Annotated in this window: 15 protein-coding genes; 7 read left to right on the top strand and 8 right to left on the bottom strand. The window is 42.0% G+C overall.

All coding sequences use genetic code 11. From position 1 onward, the window contains the following. Window positions 1–21 precede the first annotated feature (21 nt). The 3 genes from gpsA to PR683_RS16765 form a co-directional block, all read right to left on the bottom strand. Window positions 22–1,050, bottom strand: a complete 1,029-nt coding sequence (gene gpsA / locus PR683_RS16775) for an NAD(P)H-dependent glycerol-3-phosphate dehydrogenase (protein ID WP_004265161.1) — start codon at window positions 1,048–1,050, stop codon at window positions 22–24. Window positions 1,051–1,058: 8 nt separating this feature from the next. After that, window positions 1,059–1,526: a protein-export chaperone SecB gene (gene secB / locus PR683_RS16770; protein WP_272581904.1), complete on the bottom strand. Its 468-nt coding sequence runs from the start codon at window positions 1,524–1,526 to the stop codon at window positions 1,059–1,061. Window positions 1,527–1,655: 129 nt separating this feature from the next. Further along, a complete protein-coding gene (locus tag PR683_RS16765; RefSeq protein WP_004265159.1) occupies window positions 1,656–2,093 on the bottom strand; it encodes a rhodanese-like domain-containing protein in 438 nt (145 codons plus the stop codon). 433 nt (window positions 2,094–2,526) lie between these two features. Between PR683_RS16765 and envC the strand changes: the two genes are divergently transcribed. Both envC and PR683_RS16755 read left to right on the top strand, forming a co-directional pair. Next, window positions 2,527–3,816, top strand: a complete 1,290-nt coding sequence (envC, locus tag PR683_RS16760) for a murein hydrolase activator EnvC (RefSeq protein WP_115168198.1) — start codon at window positions 2,527–2,529, stop codon at window positions 3,814–3,816. Between the two features lie 30 nt (window positions 3,817–3,846). Continuing rightward, window positions 3,847–4,905, top strand: a complete 1,059-nt coding sequence (locus tag PR683_RS16755; protein ID WP_004906939.1) for a divergent polysaccharide deacetylase family protein — start codon at window positions 3,847–3,849, stop codon at window positions 4,903–4,905. 61 nt (window positions 4,906–4,966) lie between these two features. On the opposite strand, the gene tdh is transcribed toward PR683_RS16755, so the two are convergent. Both tdh and PR683_RS16745 read right to left on the bottom strand, forming a co-directional pair. Next, complete coding sequence (gene tdh / locus PR683_RS16750) at window positions 4,967–5,992, bottom strand: L-threonine 3-dehydrogenase (RefSeq protein WP_004906937.1); 1,026 nt, start codon at window positions 5,990–5,992, stop codon at window positions 4,967–4,969. A 10-nt stretch (window positions 5,993–6,002) separates the two neighbouring features. Further along, the gene (locus PR683_RS16745) at window positions 6,003–7,199 is read right to left on the bottom strand and encodes a glycine C-acetyltransferase (RefSeq protein WP_123382704.1); all 1,197 of its coding nucleotides are present in this window, start codon (window positions 7,197–7,199) and stop codon (window positions 6,003–6,005) included. A 229-nt stretch (window positions 7,200–7,428) separates the two neighbouring features. On the opposite strand from PR683_RS16745, the gene rfaD reads away from it, so the two are divergent. The 4 genes from rfaD to PR683_RS16725 all read left to right on the top strand — a co-directional run bounded on the left by rfaD (window position 7,429) and on the right by PR683_RS16725 (window position 11,355). Continuing rightward, window positions 7,429–8,367: an ADP-glyceromanno-heptose 6-epimerase gene (rfaD, locus tag PR683_RS16740; RefSeq protein WP_004906933.1), complete on the top strand. Its 939-nt coding sequence runs from the start codon at window positions 7,429–7,431 to the stop codon at window positions 8,365–8,367. Window positions 8,368–8,390: 23 nt separating this feature from the next. Next, window positions 8,391–9,437 (top strand): ADP-heptose--LPS heptosyltransferase RfaF, encoded by a 1,047-nt coding sequence (rfaF, locus tag PR683_RS16735; protein WP_109912522.1) that lies wholly within the window; start codon window positions 8,391–8,393, stop codon window positions 9,435–9,437. Next, window positions 9,437–10,399: a lipopolysaccharide heptosyltransferase RfaC gene (gene rfaC, locus PR683_RS16730; protein ID WP_109912523.1), complete on the top strand. Its 963-nt coding sequence runs from the start codon at window positions 9,437–9,439 to the stop codon at window positions 10,397–10,399. Before rfaF ends, rfaC begins: the two co-directional genes overlap by 1 nt. Before the next feature lie 95 nt (window positions 10,400–10,494). Then, the gene (locus PR683_RS16725) at window positions 10,495–11,355 is read left to right on the top strand and encodes a WlaTC/HtrL family glycosyltransferase (protein WP_115168204.1); all 861 of its coding nucleotides are present in this window, start codon (window positions 10,495–10,497) and stop codon (window positions 11,353–11,355) included. Window positions 11,356–11,410: 55 nt separating this feature from the next. On the opposite strand, the gene PR683_RS16720 is transcribed toward PR683_RS16725, so the two are convergent. Further along, entirely contained in the window at window positions 11,411–12,871 is a 1,461-nt protein-coding gene (locus PR683_RS16720) for a glycosyltransferase family 39 protein (RefSeq protein ID WP_117162982.1), read from the bottom strand. Between the two features lie 199 nt (window positions 12,872–13,070). Beyond that, window positions 13,071–14,351, bottom strand: a complete 1,281-nt coding sequence (gene waaA, locus PR683_RS16715; RefSeq protein WP_004906923.1) for a lipid IV(A) 3-deoxy-D-manno-octulosonic acid transferase — start codon at window positions 14,349–14,351, stop codon at window positions 13,071–13,073. A 191-nt stretch (window positions 14,352–14,542) separates the two neighbouring features. Between waaA and coaD the strand changes: the two genes are divergently transcribed. Beyond that, entirely contained in the window at window positions 14,543–15,028 is a 486-nt protein-coding gene (gene coaD / locus PR683_RS16710; protein ID WP_004906920.1) for a pantetheine-phosphate adenylyltransferase, read from the top strand. Between the two features lie 10 nt (window positions 15,029–15,038). On the opposite strand, the gene mutM is transcribed toward coaD, so the two are convergent. Further along, window positions 15,039–15,848, bottom strand: coding sequence for a bifunctional DNA-formamidopyrimidine glycosylase/DNA-(apurinic or apyrimidinic site) lyase (gene mutM / locus PR683_RS16705; RefSeq protein ID WP_004906918.1), 810 nt, complete (start codon window positions 15,846–15,848; stop codon window positions 15,039–15,041). Window positions 15,849–15,869 lie beyond the last annotated feature (21 nt).

Here is a 15,869-nt window from a genome sequence, read left to right as displayed (position 1 = left end):
TCACTCACCTATCTATTTTTATTAATCATGCAGCTTTGGCATATCTGCAATTTCATCTTTCGTCGCACGCCCTAGTAGTGCTTGCGCCGCCTCTAACACATTTTTATGGCGGTAAAGGATTTGATAAATTTGCTCAGTAATTGGCATTTCAACACCTGCCCGCTCAGCCAGTGCGCGAACTTCCTTGGTATTGCGATAGCCTTCAACGACTTGGCCAATCTCTTTTTCTGCATCTTCAACGCTAACGCCATCACCTAGCATCATGCCAAAACGGCGGTTACGGGATTGGTTATCTGTACACGTTAACACAAGGTCACCTAAGCCTGCCATACCCATAAAAGTTGCAGGGTCTGCTCCCAAAGCTGCACCTAAACGGCTCATTTCAGCTAAACCGCGGGTAATCAATGCAGTACGTGCATTCGCACCAAAGCCCATGCCATCAGAAATACCGGCACCAATAGCAATCACGTTTTTTACTGCACCGCCCAGTTGCACCCCAACCATATCCGGGTTCTTATAGACGCGAAAGCTCTTGCCGCAATGGAATAACTTTTGTAAGTCATCACCAAATTGGCTATCGCTTGCAGCAACAGAAATTGCTGTTGGTAAACCTGCGGCGAGCTCTTTTGCAAACGTTGGACCTGATAACACAGCCAGAGGAATTTCATTACCTAATACCTCACGTGCCACTTCTTGTAACAAACGGCCAGTATCCCTTTCTAAGCCTTTAGTCGCCCAAATAATACGGGAGTCTGCGCGTAAGTATGGCTGGATTTGCTTTAGTACATCACCAAAAACATGGCTCGGTACCACAATCAAGATATTGGGGCTCGCCTCAACGGCGCGTTTTAAGTCCGTTTCGAGAGATAAACTATCAGGAAAAGAAACGCCAGGCAAAAACGCCTGATTGCTGCGATCTTGTTCTAATTGATGAATGTGTTTTGGGTCATGGCCCCATAACACAACCTGATGTGCATTACGTGCAAGCGTAATGGCTAAAGCGGTGCCGTACGAGCCGGCACCGATCACTGTCATTGAAGCAGTATTCATTAAGCGTCCTATTGAGCTTCTGAGTTCTGCGCTTGTTCACCTTGTTGCTGCTGTAAATAGTTCATGAACAGTGCATCAAAGTTAACTGGCGCTAAGTTCAATTGTGGGAATGTACCACGGCCCACTAAGCTAGTGATTGCTTCACGTGCATATGGGAACAGGATGTTCGGGCAATATGCACCTAAGCAATGTGCCATTTGAGTACCTTCAATACCTTCGATAGAGAAAACACCCGCTTGCTGGACTTCACACAGGAAAGCGGTTTCTTCACCTAAAGTTGCAGTCGTTGTGACGCGTAAAACAACTTCATAAACACCTTCAGACAGCTGAGTTGAAGAAGTATCTAAATCTAATTTAATTTCTGGCTGCCACTCGTGTTGAAAGATGTGTGGTGCATTAGGTGCTTCAAATGAAACGTCTTTTGCATAAATGCGTTGAATTTGAAAAACCATTTCTGAGTTGTTTTGTTCTGACATAGTTTATGTACCTTTAACTTCCATATGAATTTTCCCTGTCATTCTTTGAGCTACAGGGGTGTTCGCTGCATTGCGCTACCCAAGTCACATACTGCGAATATAACTTGGGAGCAAATACATGCTGGATAACTACTTCTTACCACGAGCTAGCGGAAGGTTTTCACCTGCCCAGCCAGAGATCCCTTCTTTCAGGACAAAGACTTTTTCAAAACCGTGTTGTGCCAGCTGTTCAGCAGGTTTACCTGATTCCATACCACTCGCAGAAACGATAATCACTGGTTTCTGTTTGTGTTTTTCTAATTCACCTAAATTATTCTCTTTAATTTCAGACGGTGTTAAGTTAATAGAATCAATAATGTGCCCTTTACGGAAATCATCGCGAGAACGTAAATCGACAACAACCGCCTCTTCTTTATTAATCAGTGTAATCGCTTGTGAACGAGCAATCACTTTCGTTTTAGAGAAAAGGCCTTTAAAGGTCATAACAACCACAGCAACTAATAGCGCTATCCAAACCAGACTCAATAACATGTTCCGGCTTACAAATTGCATGATTTCTTGGATCATGGGGGGCAATCACTCCCGTTAGTTAAAAACGAATATCAAAGGGTTCTGAGTATACCTTTGTGTTGAGCTAATTACAGCCAATTCCCGCAAACTAGCTTATTTTTTTTGCGCCAAGGCACGCAAAATTAACACCGTTCAGTGAAAAATCGCTTTTCTGTTTCGAAGCGGTACGCAAATATTTTATCATAAACGTGCGAAACAGGTCTAAATCGTGCTTCAAATAGGCAGTGAATAAGAAAAAAGTATTGAATACTGGCTATACAAAATAAATCAGTGATAATAAAACTGTGTTATTTGACTTAATATAGTTCTGATTCAGGGCAAAAGTCCGAATTTATAAATGTTTTCAATACTATTTGTTAGACAGTGCTGGAAACCATCACTTGCAGATGAAATAATCAGTTATTGCATTTAATTGAGGTGATTTATCACGATGGCCAATACACATCATCGAATGAAAATTTCATTTATTCGTCAGGCTATTAGCGCTCTCTTTGGGTTAGGGTTGCTTGCGCTCGCCCCAACACAAACTGTGTTTGCCAACCAGATCACTGAAAATAAAGGGCAATTACATGATTTACTCAAAAGTATTGCTGAAAAAGAAAAAAGCGTAAAAGAACAACAAGCCAAGCGCTCAGCACTGCTTGAACAACTTAAACAACAAGAGCAAAGCATTTCCGCCGCAGGGCGTAGCCTGCATGAAACTCAAAATCAGCTAAAACAATTAGATAAAGAAATTGTTTCCTTAAATAGCAATATCAAGCAGCTACAAACCAAAAAACAACAACAAGAAAAATTATTAGCTGACCAACTAGACGCTGCCTTCCGGTTAGGTAAACACCAAGGGTTAACCCTCATGTTCAAAGGTGAAGAAGGCCAGCGAGAAGAACGTATTTTGGCCTATTACAGCTATTTAAATCAAGCGCGTGAAAAAAACATTGCCGCATTAGAAGAAACCACTAAAGAGCTACAAGAACAAAAACAACTCGAACAAAAAAAACAAGCCGAACAAAAAACAACGCTGGCTCGCCAGCAACAAGAAAAACGAAAGTTGGATAATGCACGTGCTTCACGGCAAAAAACCTTAAATGCCCTTGAAAGTACATTAAAAGAAGACCAAAAAAATCTTGCTGTTCTAAAACAAAACGAAGCGAGATTACGCGACAAAATTGCTCGCGCCGAACGTGAAGCTAAGGCCAGAGCAGAGCGAGAGGCCAAAGAAGCCGCACGTATTCGCGCACAAGTCGCTGAAAAAGAGCGCCAAGCCAAACAAAAAGGCTCAACCTATAAACCGTCAGAGAGTGAACGTTCTCTGATGTCCCGTACTGGCGGTTTAGGGCGCCCTGCTGGGCAAGCTATTTGGCCAGTTCGCGGCTCATTGCTTCATAACTACGGTGATGTCATTTCCAGCGAACTGCGTTGGAAAGGCATGGTTATCGCCGCTAATGAAGGAACGCAAGTCAAAGCCATCGCTGATGGGCGTGTGTTACTGGCTGACTGGTTGCAAGGCTATGGGCTCGTTGTCGTCGTTGAACACGGTAAAGGGGATATGAGCCTGTATGGTTATAACCAAAGTGCCTTAGTGAATGTTGGCCAAGAGGTTAGAGCGGGCCAACCTATCGCCTTAGTGGGTAGCAGTGGCGGCCAAGAACGTCCTGCCCTCTATTTTGAAATTCGCAGACAAGGTAAAACCGTGAACCCTCGTCCATGGTTAGGACGATAAATTTTAAATTCAATTAATTAGGATAACATTATGTTGAAGCACTTTCCCTTTCGGCCACTCATTCTCTTCTCATTATTGATGATGTGTCTACCGGTGAGTGCTGCAAAATTAGCGATTGTGATTGACGATTTCGGATATCGCGTCAAGGAAGATAACCAAATTTTAGCCTTATCCCCAGCGGTGACTATTGCCATTTTGCCAAGCTCACCTCATGGCCGTGAAGTCGCAGAAAAAGCACATCAGCAAGGACGTGATATTCTCATTCACATGCCAATGAAACCATTGAGCAAGCAACCATTAGAGAAAGACACATTGGCCCCATCGATGAGTGCAGAGGAAATTGACCGTATTATTAAAAATGCGATAAGCCGGGTTCCCTATGCAAAAGGTATGAATAACCATATGGGAAGTGAGATGACGTCTAACTTGGCAGGAATGCGCCATGTGATGCACAGCCTGTCAAAGTCAAACTTGTTTTTCCTCGATAGCGTGACTATTGGCAATACTCAAGCAGGTAATGCTGCCAAAGAGTACAGCGTTCCCACGTTACGTCGCCATATTTTTATTGATAACCACCAATCGGAAGAAGAAACCCGCACTCAGTTGAATAAAGCCGTTGCTTACGCGCGTAAACACGGCAGTGCGGTTGCCATTGGCCATCCGCACCCATCTACCGTTCGAGCCTTGCAAAAATACCTTGCCCAACTTCCTGCTGATGTTGAATTAGTTGCCGTTAGTACTCTGCTGAGCCCTCAATCTAAAACTAAACAACCAACATCATTAAGAATGTTATCTGAAGAAGCGAAGAAGGCACAGCCTCAGTCCGAACAACCAATGCAAAATGAAATAAAAACAGCGCCAACCGAAGAAGCTGTTATTGGGCAACCTGAGACCGTTAGCCAACCAGAAAATGTGATTATTCCGCAAGAGCTCGGTATATGTGAGTTTACATTACCAACCTCTAAGCGACAGGGAATTGATTTTATTATGTTTGTTGTTGAGAGTATTTATAACGATAAGGCTTTACAACCCCTGCTGGTTTCGGGCGATAAAGCGCAAAAACGCCCGCTTTTCAAGCAACAGCAGTAAGCCATTTGTATTCCCCCTTCTTAGTGCAAAAGCCAAGAAGGGGACTGGATATGATAAAAATTTAATCCCAGTTTAAAATCACTTTACCAGATTGGCCTGAACGCATGATATCAAAGCCTTTTTGGAACTCATCAATGGGGAATTGATGAGTGATAATTGGTGATAAATCTAAACCAGATTGAATGAGTGTCGCCATTTTGTACCATGTTTCGAACATTTCTCGGCCGTAGATCCCTTTAATAAATAACCCTTTAAAGATCACTTGGCTCCAATCCGTTGCCATTGAGGCAGGAGGAATCCCTAATAGGGCGATTCTGCCACCGTGGTTCATGGTGTCTAACATGGTCTGAAAAGCGGCTGGAGCACCAGAAACTTCTAATGCAACATCAAAACCTTCTTTCATTCCCAATTCGTTCATCACGTCTTTTAAATTTTCACGACTGACGTTCACGGCACGGGAAACCCCCATTTTTTTCGCGAGTTCAAGTCGATAATCATTCACATCCGTGATAACAACATGTCGTGCTCCCACATGTCGGCACACTGCGGCTGCCATGATGCCAATAGGCCCAGCGCCGGAAACCAGCACATCTTCCCCCACTAAATCAAAGGAAAGTGCCGTATGAACTGCGTTACCAAATGGGTCAAAAATCGCCGCTATTTCATCAGGAATGTTATCGGGAATTTTAAAAGCATTAAATGCGGGGATCACCAAATATTCAGCAAAACACCCTTCTCGGTTAACCCCTACTCCAATCGTATTGCGGCAAAGATGGGTACGCCCGCCGCGACAATTCCGACAATGGCCACAAGTAATATGCCCTTCCCCTGACACTCGGTCACCAATTTTAAAGCCTTTGACTTCCTGCCCAATTGCAACAATTTCCCCTATATACTCATGACCGACAACCATTGGAACAGGAATAGTTTTTTGTGACCATTCATCCCAGTTATAGATATGTACATCCGTACCACAAATCGCAGTTTTACGAATTTTGATCATCACATCATTGTGCCCGAGTTCCGGTTTCGGAACATCCGTCATCCATATACCTGGTTCAGCTTTCAGTTTGGACAGTGCTTTCATAAAAGACCTTTTATTTGATTATTTTTAATTTTCTACCAATGCGGGTGAATGCATCAACAGCGTGTAAAATATCCTCCTCACTATGCGCTGCAGACATCTGAGTGCGAATACGTGCCAGACCTTGCGGTACAACAGGATAGAAAAAGCCCGTGACATAAATACCTTCATCAAGTAACTCTTCTGCAAAAATTTGGGCAAGTTTAGCTTCACCTAACATGACTGGGATGATGGCATGGTCTGCTCCAGCCAAGGTGAAACCCGCTGCTGTCATTTTTTCCCTAAATAACACAGCATTACGCCATAACTTCTCACGTAATGAATGACCTTCTTTCATCATATCGATCACTTTGATAGATGCGGCTACAATTGCAGGAGCGAGTGAGTTCGAAAATAAATAAGGGCGAGAACGCTGACGCAGCCATTCAACGACCTCTTTTTTCGCTGCCGTATAACCACCGGATGCACCGCCGAGGGCTTTACCTAATGTCCCCGTGATAATATCGATACGCCCCATTACATCGCAATACTCATGGCTACCACGGCCATTTTCCCCAACAAAACCAACAGCATGTGAATCATCCACCATCACCAATGCTTGGTATTCGTCGGCAAGGTCACAAATGGATTTTAAATCCGCGATAACACCATCCATCGAGAACACACCATCTGTGGCAATCAAAATATGGCGAGCCCCTGCTGTTTTGGCTTCCTCTAAACGTGCTTTTAATTCCACCATATTGTTATTGCTGTAACGGTAGCGTTTAGCCTTACTTAACCTAACCCCATCAATAATTGATGCATGATTTAATGCATCTGAAATAATGGCATCTTCCGGTCCTAATAAGGTTTCAAACAGCCCACCATTTGCATCAAAACAGGATGAGTAGAGAATGGCATCTTCCATCCCAAGAAAGTCAGCAATTTTGCTTTCTAGCACTTTATGGCTGTCTTGCGTTCCACAAATAAAGCGCACAGAAGCCATCCCAAAACCATGGCTATCCATTCCTTGTTTAGCGGCCTCGATGAGTTCGGGGTGGTTTGCAAGACCAAGATAATTGTTAGCACAGAAATTAATAACTCGCTGGCCACCTGCAATTTCAATGTCAGCATCTTGTGAAGTCGTAATAATGCGTTCGTTTTTAAATAACCCGTCGGCTTCAATTTGTACCAATTGCTCTTGAATCTGCTGATAAAATCTTTCTGACATGATTTCTTCCTGTAAAGTGACTATTAATTGAGTTTAATAATAGTCTCTACACGTAGCGATATTCACAGCATAAATAAGTTAAGTTTGTAGCCAAGATCACGATATTTCCCTTGTTCTCATTTAAGTGTTAGCTCAATTCTCTTCTATCAATGCTACCGTCAGCGCCAAGAGATGTTATTATAGTCACCAATTACGATCCTATTTTCTTAACCCATTTGAGGTATACCCAATGATCATAGTCACTGGCGGAGCTGGTTTTATTGGCAGCAATATTATTAAAGCCCTAAATGCAATCGGCCGTACAGATATCCTAGTCGTTGATAATCTGAAAGACGGGACTAAATTCGCTAACCTTGTTGACCTTGATATTGCGGATTATGCAGATAAAGAAGATTTTATTGGCAGTATCATTGCGGGTGATGATTTCGGCGATGTCGATGCGGTATTCCATGAAGGTGCTTGCTCGTCAACCACGGAGTGGGATGGCAAGTATATGATGGACAATAACTATCAGTATTCGAAAGAGTTACTGCACTATTGTTTGGATCGCGAAATCCCATTCTTGTACGCTTCTTCCGCAGCAACCTATGGTGGTCGTAGCGATAATTTTATTGAAGAACGCCAATTTGAAAAACCATTAAATGTCTATGGTTATTCGAAATTCCAATTTGACCAATATGTGCGTGAAATCCTGCCTGAAGCTAACTCACAAATCTGTGGTTTCCGCTATTTCAATGTCTATGGGCCGAATGAAGACCATAAAGGCAGCATGGCAAGCGTTGCTTATCACTTAAATAAACAAATCAATGAAGGGCAAAGTCCAAAACTGTTCGAGGGGAGCGATACTTTCCGCCGTGACTTTATTTATGTGGGTGATGTGGCTGCGGTAAACTTATGGTTCTGGGAAAATAATGTTTCAGGTATTTTTAACTGCGGAACAGGACGTGCGGAATCTTTCCAAGCTGTTGCTGATGCAGTCACTGAATTCCACAAAGATAAAAATGTGGCTATCGAATACATTGAATTCCCTGAAAAATTAAAAGGTCGCTACCAAAGCTTCACACAAGCTGACCTCACTAAGCTACGTGCCGCCGGTTATACCGCACCATTTAAAACGGTTGCAGAAGGTGTCACCGAATATATGCATTTGCTCAATAAAGACGCGTAACGCTTATTTCTGAAAAATTATTTATGAAAATATTGGTGATCGGCCCTTCATGGGTAGGGGATATGATGATGTCACAAAGCCTTTATCGTACGATCAAGGCGTTGCATCCCCATGCACAGATTGATGTGATGGCACCACAATGGTGTCGTCCTTTACTCGCCAAAATGCCCGAGGTTAACGAAGCCATTCCTATGCCTCTCGGACATGGTGCTTTGGAAATTGGGGAACGTCGTCGATTAGGTAAGAGTTTGCGGGTAAATGGCTATGATCAAGCTATTGTGTTACCAAATTCCTTAAAGTCTGCATTTGTGCCTTTCTTTGCAAACATCCCCAAAAGAACAGGGTGGCGTGGAGAAATGCGCTATGGCCTACTCAATGATATTCGTCCACTAAATAAAGAAGCTTTTCCTTTAATGGTGCAAAGATATGTTGCTCTTGCTTATGATAAGCAAACTATTAAATCAGCTTCCGATATTCCGACACCCATTTTACCGCCTAAACTAGTGACGGTGCCGCAAGAAGTTACTGAAACCCTGCAAACCTTTGGGGTTGATGGTTCTCGCCCTATTATTGGTTTTTGCCCTGGCGCAGAGTTCGGCCCCGCCAAACGTTGGCCCCATTATCACTACGCCTCTCTTGCTCAAACACTGATTAGCCAAAAAGGCTATCAAGTACTGCTATTTGGTTCACAAAAAGACCACGAGGCAGGTGAAGCCATTCGTCTAGAGCTGGCCGATGATGCGAAATTACATTGCCATAATTTTTCAGGTAAAACATCTTTAGAACAAGCCGTTAATCTAATCGATGCCTGTAATGCAGTTGTCAGTAATGACTCTGGTTTGATGCATGTCGCGGCAGCGCTAGGTAAACCTCTTGTCGCCTTGTATGGCCCAAGTAGCCCTGATTTTACCCCGCCATTATCAGATAAAGCAGAAGTCATTCGCCTAATTACGGGGTATCACAAAGTGCGTAAAGGTGACGGTGAAAGTGGTTATCACCAAAGTTTGATTGATATCCAACCTCAATTAGTTATCGATGCGTTAGCTCGGTTAAATATAGGTATTGAATGATGAGAGTATTATTAGTCAAGACATCTTCAATGGGAGATGTTCTACACTCATTACCTGCACTGACCGATGCACAGCAAGCCATATCGGGTATTCAATTCGATTGGGTCGTTGAGGAAGGCTTCGCGCAAATTCCAACATGGCACAGTGCCGTTAACCAGGTGATCCCTGTGGCCATTCGCCGCTGGCGAAAAAATTGGTTTTCTGCGCCGATCAGAGCCGAACGTGCCGAATTTCGCAAGAAATTACAAGCAACACATTATGATGCTGTCATTGATGCACAAGGGTTATTAAAGAGCGCTTTTCTTGTCACCCGCTTAGCGCATGGTGATAAACATGGCTATGACCGCCATAGTATTCGCGAACCATTAGCCAGCTTCTTTTATGACCATCGTTACGCAATCAGCAAGCAACAACACGCCGTTGAACGTATTCGCCAGTTATTTGCCAAAAGTCTTGGTTACACCTGCCCAACACAACAAGGCGATTACGCGATTGCTCGACACTTTTTGCAGTCTGCAGAAGAGCATCAAAGCCCTTATGTCATTTTTTTGCATTCAACTACCCGTGATGACAAACATTGGCCTGAAGAAAATTGGCGAGAACTTATTGGACTGATGGCTGAAAGTGGTATCAAAATCAAATTGCCCTGGGGAGCACCTCATGAGCAGCAACGTGCAGAACGATTAGCAAAAGGCTTTGATTTTGTTGAGGTCTTACCTAAACTCACGTTAGCTGAAGTTGCACAGCAAATTGCAAACGCTAAAGCGGTGGTTTCTGTCGATACTGGGCTTAGCCATTTAACAGCGGCACTTGATAAACCTAATTTTACCCTGTTTGGCCCCACCGACCCCGGCTTGATTGGGGGATATGGGCAAGGGCAACATACGATTAAATCTCCGAATAACCATATTGAGGATATAAGTGCTATCTACACTTATGAACAGTTGAAACATTTTCTATAGAAAGGTATCTTAGCTACTCAAGCCTTTTAGTCTTTTACCGCATCATTTACGTAGGCAATCTTTTTTCGTCTACTCAATACCAGACATTAATTATAATGAATAATTCAATTACAATCATAACGGCATTTTTTGACATCGGTAGAGGAAATTGGAATAGAAAAAATGGCCGATCTAACTCATTAGAGTGCACAAATAATACCTACTATAAGTATTTCAGTAGATTAGCAAAGCTTGAAAACACGATTGTTGTTTTTACAACATCGGATTTACAAGAAAAAATCCTTTCAATGAGAAAAGGTAAAACAACTCATATCATTACGATTGATCTCCATAAAAAATTCAAATTTATTATCAAAAAAATAGAACGAATTCAAAGCAGTGGTACATTTAAACAACTAATCGACCCAAAATTATTACGATTCCCTGAATATTGGTCACCTGAATATGTTTTAATTAATAATCTAAAACCTTATTTTGTCAAAAAGGCCATTGACCTAGGTTTAGTTGATAATGCTCTCGCTGCTTGGGTTGATTTTGGTTATATCCGAAATAATGAAAATATTTATGGAATTAATGAATGGTACCACCCATTCAGTGAAAATAAGATTCACTTATTTACTATACAAGATACTTCAAACCTCACTGATGAACAGTCAATCTTAAAAACAATATTAAGTAATGACCCACATATAATCGGCGGTGTTTTAGTCGCTAGTAAAGAAAAATGGCCTGAATTTTGTAGAATTGTCTTTGAGACACAAAAGAAGTTTTTATCTTCAGGTATTATTGATGATGACCAAGGTGTATTTTTAACCTGTGTAAGTAAGTACCCAAATATTTTCCAATTAAATTACTTAGGGTATATGAAATGGCGGAATGTATTTAAACTATTTAATAATGGTTCAAAATACAATCGTCTTATGCGTTTAGCTATATCACTAAAATTAATTCGATAAATAAGTCTAACTTGTAAGAATAGGCCTTTAAAAAGGCTCTATTCTCAACTAGTAATTATTTCTCTGGTGCAATAAACCCAAAGCACATGGTTTCAGGGGCGGCATCCGGTTCAGAACGATAAATCACATCTTCTTTTTCTATCGTAAATTGTGGCCAGAACTTACGTACCTTGGCAAAGTTTTCATGGGCGCAATCATCATATTTCTTGCCCAGCAATAATGCACCATGTTGACGAATTTCGGCTTCAGTAATATCACGGTTGTACACATTTGGCGGCATATGTTTTTCCATTGACCAGGGTTGGATCACATGCGGTCTATCCTTGCCATAAATAATAAACCATTGATATTGGTTATCTTCTCCACCAACATATTTAACTGGCGTGCCATATCGCTGGTACCAACGTTGTTCCCCGTCTGCTATCAAGGTTTTTACACCAATAAATTTTTGCCCTGCTCCACGGATATTCGCTGCCTGAACCGTGATATAACCAACCACGACTAAAACACCAAAAATGGCAAAACCAACCAATGACTTCTTAAACGGTTTTCTTGGCATCACGGTTATTGAGCCAACAAATAAAGGCGCACTAATAGCCATAAATGGCTGCAACCATTCAGTTATTCGACCACCATCGTGGAAAGAGAACCAGCCGTATATCACAACCAGTGGAAAAAGAAGGATAAAGTTAGCCATGCGGTTAGGCAACGCTTTAGGCCACCCTAACTTTCCGCCACTGCAATAAACAATAATCGCAGCAATCACTAACGGATAAAACACGCTAAGTGCGGCTTGTGTGGTATGAAGATTAAACCCAGGGTCGATTTGTGAATCTACCCATTTAAAAGCCGAAAAGTCCGTTGCCATCAACCAAAAGAAATTTGGCAATACCAAAGCAAACCATAAAGCAATCGCAAGGTAAAAAACAGGATGACGATAACTTTGACGAGCTTGTTTTACGAATAGGGTCAATAAGAAAACAGACCCAACTAGCGCCAAGGTTGAGTATTTACCCATAGTTGCAAGACCCGCAAATAAGGCAAACGGTAACCACCATGCAGGGTTATCATCAACAGCACGTAAAAAGAAATAGATAACCCAAGGCCATAATGTCACTAAAATATAGTTATCATTATAAGGAATGATATCGAAATTAATGACACCAGATAAATTCAACATTAGCATTGCAAACCAAGCGAAATCACGACGCCCAGTCAAACGAAAGGTTAGCTTCCACACCCCAAGTAAACCAAATGCAATACCGACAAAATGGCTAAAATACCAATAAAAGCTGTAGGAGATATCAAGGTAAATTGCAGGCCACATCATGACGCCAACAAACCATGGGTTTTTAGGTGATCCCCACTCCCCATTCATTCCCCAGTTCACTGCTTCTACTGTGTCATAAGGTACGGTTGGGTCGAAATAAAAACTCGCTAAGATCCAAACTATGGCATAGCTTATGACCCATAAATAAACATATTTATTTGAAATTGATTGATTAGTGGCTGGCATATAGTCTTAAAAAGATAAGCAAAAGTTCCAACATTCCATTTGGATACTACCCTAATAGTAATAAACCAAATCGAATGACTCTATAATAAACGAGGCAGTCTACTATAGTTTAAATGCAATACTAGGATGTGCCATAAAATATTCGCAATTCATTGCTGTAATGTTCAAGTTAATACTCAAAAAAAGACATTACTTAGCTTTATTGCTCTCTCGGGGGTAAATAGGGTTGTAACAGTTTTAATAATCGTTGAAGAGCGCCTTGGTTCTCATGAAGAACCTCAGCGGCATGGCGCCCATAATATAACCGGTAATCTTCATCAGAAAGTAAACTTGTCACGGCTTGAGCCATTGATTCACTGTCTGTCACCGTAATTAAGCCATCTGCTTGAGTTAGTTTTCCACAAATATCTTTGAAATTAAATGTGTGAGGCCCCATTAACACAGGTAGCGCATGAGCTGCCGCTTCGAGCGGGTTATGCCCTCCAGTTTCTACCAAGCTTCCCCCGACAAAAGCAATGTCTGCAATTCCATATAACAGCATCAGTTCACCCATGGTATCACCAATCACCACTTGAACCTCTGCGGAAGGAATCGTATTCGCACTGCGACGAATAAAGGTTAAACCGGCTTTTTGAGTTAGTTCTTCTGCTTTGGCAAAGCGTTCTGGGTGACGAGGGACTAAAATTAACAATAAATCAGGAAAACGAGATAATAATTTTTGATGTGTTTCTAAGACAATCGCTTCTTCACCCTCGTGAGTGCTGGTCGCTATCCAGACTGGGCGATGCGCCGCCCATTGTCGGCGTAAAGTTATTGCCCTGACAGCTAATTCAGGCGTCACAGAGATATCAAACTTCAGGCTCCCCGTGACACTCAATTGCATTCGCCGCAACCCTAATTGAACGAAACGTTCACCATCTTCCTGATGCTGTGCTGCGACCATGGTGACATTACGAAGCATTCGTTTCACAAAGCTGCCTAGCTTTTGATACCCTGCAGCAGAGCGCTCAGAAAGTCTTGCATTTGCAATAACCAATGGAATTTTACGTTTATGCAATTGGTTAATCATATTTGGCCATAGCTCAGTTTCCATTATGATCACAAGTTTTGGGTCGACTTGTTTCAGGAAGCGGTGCATTGAGCCAGGAAGGTCATAAGGTAAATAAACGTGGTCGACATCATCACCAAATGCAGAAAGAACACGCTCTGAGCCCGTTGGTGTCATCGTGGTTACTGTAATTGGCAAAGACGGATAATGATGGCGAAGTGCGCGGACTAGTGGAACGGCTGCGAGGGTTTCCCCGACAGAAACTGAATGTAATAAAATACCTTGAGGTTTTACTTTTCCCGCACAAAAACCATATCGTTCACCCCAGCGTTTACGATAGGCAGGCGCTTTACGGCTGCGCAGCAATAGGCGAACCCATATAAATGGTTGGATAAGATAAAGAAGTACCTGATATAGACGCAGCAATAACATTCGATCTGATTCACTTACCAAAATTGGCGCTATCTTACCATAAAGCTCAAATAAAAGTGTGTAGAATATGCACCTAAAAATAGCAGTAAAATCTCATCTACAGTTGCAACCCTACTAGATAGCCGATAATGTTAACGCTTATTCATGCTATTTTTTCGAATAGATAATACAAACAACGAGATACTATCATCATGATACACAAGGCTATTTACCCTGGTACGTTCGACCCAGTAACATCAGGACATGTTGATATTGTTACCCGAGCAGCAGCAATGTTTGACCATGTCCTGTTGGCTATTGCTAATAGCCAACGAAAAAACCCGATGTTTTCCCTTGATGAGCGCGTAGCCCTTGCTAAAGAAGTAACTTCTCACCTTGATAATGTTGAAGTTGTTGGGTTTTCTGAGCTTATGGCTAATTTTGCGCAAAAAAATGGCGCAAATATTCTTATTCGGGGCGTTCGTTCTGTGGCTGATTTCGAATATGAGTGGCAATTAGCGAATATGAACCGCCATTTTGTTCCTGACTTGGAAACCGTATTTTTATTACCATCGCAGAGTTTATCCTTTGTTTCCTCATCTTTAATCAAGGATGTTGCACTTCACGATGGTGATATTTCGTCTTTCCTACCCCCAGTGGTTGCTGAGGCAATGCTAAAGAAACTCAATAAAAAATAGCAAGGTTTCGCTATTTTTGACATTGCGGACAAAAGAAGGTGCTACGTTGCCCCTGTTTAATGCTTTCGATTGGCGTACCACACATTGAGCAGGGTTCACCTTTTTTTCCATAGACAAACAATTCTTGGGCAAAGTAACCCGGTTTACCATCCGACTGTAAAAAATCTTTCAGTGTCGTACCGCCTTGTTCAATAGAGCGCTGTAACACCTTTTTGATCTGCAACACTAGTTCAGTAATTTCAGCTAACGTTAAGGTATTTGTGATTTTTTCAGGTGATATTTTTGTTGCAAATAATGCTTCGTTAGCATAAATATTGCCTACACCAACAACGACTTTGTTATCCATTAACCATGGCTTAATTGCCACTTTTTTCTTTTGCGCTAATTCATAAAGATATTGCGGGTTAAAGGCGTCTGATAATGGCTCAGGCCCTAAGTGTGCAAGTACCGAACTGTTTTCTAAATCATCACACCAGAGCCAAGCGCCAAACCGGCGAGGATCCGTATAGCGCAATACCTTGCCATCTCGCATGACTAAATCCACGTGGTCATGTTTTTCTTCAGGCAATTCTTCGGTCAGAATACGCACACTACCAGACATTCCCAAGTGAACAATAATCCAGCCTTTTTGTAGCTCAATCAGCAAATACTTAGCGCGACGTTGAACACTCAAAACCGCTTCATCTGATAAACTTTTAATTTGTTCACTAACTGGCCAACGTAAACGACCGTTACGTACAATGGCGTAAGAGATTGTATTACCGACTAAATGTGGCTCTATTCCACGACGACTGGTCTCAACTTCTGGTAGTTCTGGCATATATAAACTCGCATTTTTCGC

Source organism: Providencia sp. PROV269, from assembly GCF_028477785.1.
In the GTDB taxonomy this organism is placed as follows: Bacteria; Pseudomonadota; Gammaproteobacteria; order Enterobacterales; family Enterobacteriaceae; genus Providencia; species Providencia rettgeri.
This window is presented reverse-complemented; position numbering and strand designations above follow the sequence as displayed.

Coding starts and splice junctions, on each gene's coding strand:
- tdh (WP_004906937.1), bottom strand. CDS start 5,992: ATGAAAGCACTGTCCAAACTGAAAGCTGAACCAGGTATATGGATGACG.
- PR683_RS16765 (WP_004265159.1), bottom strand. CDS start 2,093: ATGATCCAAGAAATCATGCAATTTGTAAGCCGGAACATGTTATTGAGT.
- secB (WP_272581904.1), bottom strand. CDS start 1,526: ATGTCAGAACAAAACAACTCAGAAATGGTTTTTCAAATTCAACGCATT.
- waaA (WP_004906923.1), bottom strand. CDS start 14,351: ATGTTATTGCTGCGTCTATATCAGGTACTTCTTTATCTTATCCAACCA.
- rfaD (WP_004906933.1), top strand. CDS start 7,429: ATGATCATAGTCACTGGCGGAGCTGGTTTTATTGGCAGCAATATTATT.
- coaD (WP_004906920.1), top strand. CDS start 14,543: ATGATACACAAGGCTATTTACCCTGGTACGTTCGACCCAGTAACATCA.
- PR683_RS16720 (WP_117162982.1), bottom strand. CDS start 12,871: ATGCCAGCCACTAATCAATCAATTTCAAATAAATATGTTTATTTATGG.
- gpsA (WP_004265161.1), bottom strand. CDS start 1,050: ATGAATACTGCTTCAATGACAGTGATCGGTGCCGGCTCGTACGGCACC.
- PR683_RS16755 (WP_004906939.1), top strand. CDS start 3,847: ATGTTGAAGCACTTTCCCTTTCGGCCACTCATTCTCTTCTCATTATTG.
- rfaC (WP_109912523.1), top strand. CDS start 9,437: ATGAGAGTATTATTAGTCAAGACATCTTCAATGGGAGATGTTCTACAC.
- PR683_RS16745 (WP_123382704.1), bottom strand. CDS start 7,199: ATGTCAGAAAGATTTTATCAGCAGATTCAAGAGCAATTGGTACAAATT.
- rfaF (WP_109912522.1), top strand. CDS start 8,391: ATGAAAATATTGGTGATCGGCCCTTCATGGGTAGGGGATATGATGATG.
- envC (WP_115168198.1), top strand. CDS start 2,527: ATGGCCAATACACATCATCGAATGAAAATTTCATTTATTCGTCAGGCT.
- PR683_RS16725 (WP_115168204.1), top strand. CDS start 10,495: ATGAATAATTCAATTACAATCATAACGGCATTTTTTGACATCGGTAGA.
- mutM (WP_004906918.1), bottom strand. CDS start 15,848: ATGCCAGAACTACCAGAAGTTGAGACCAGTCGTCGTGGAATAGAGCCA.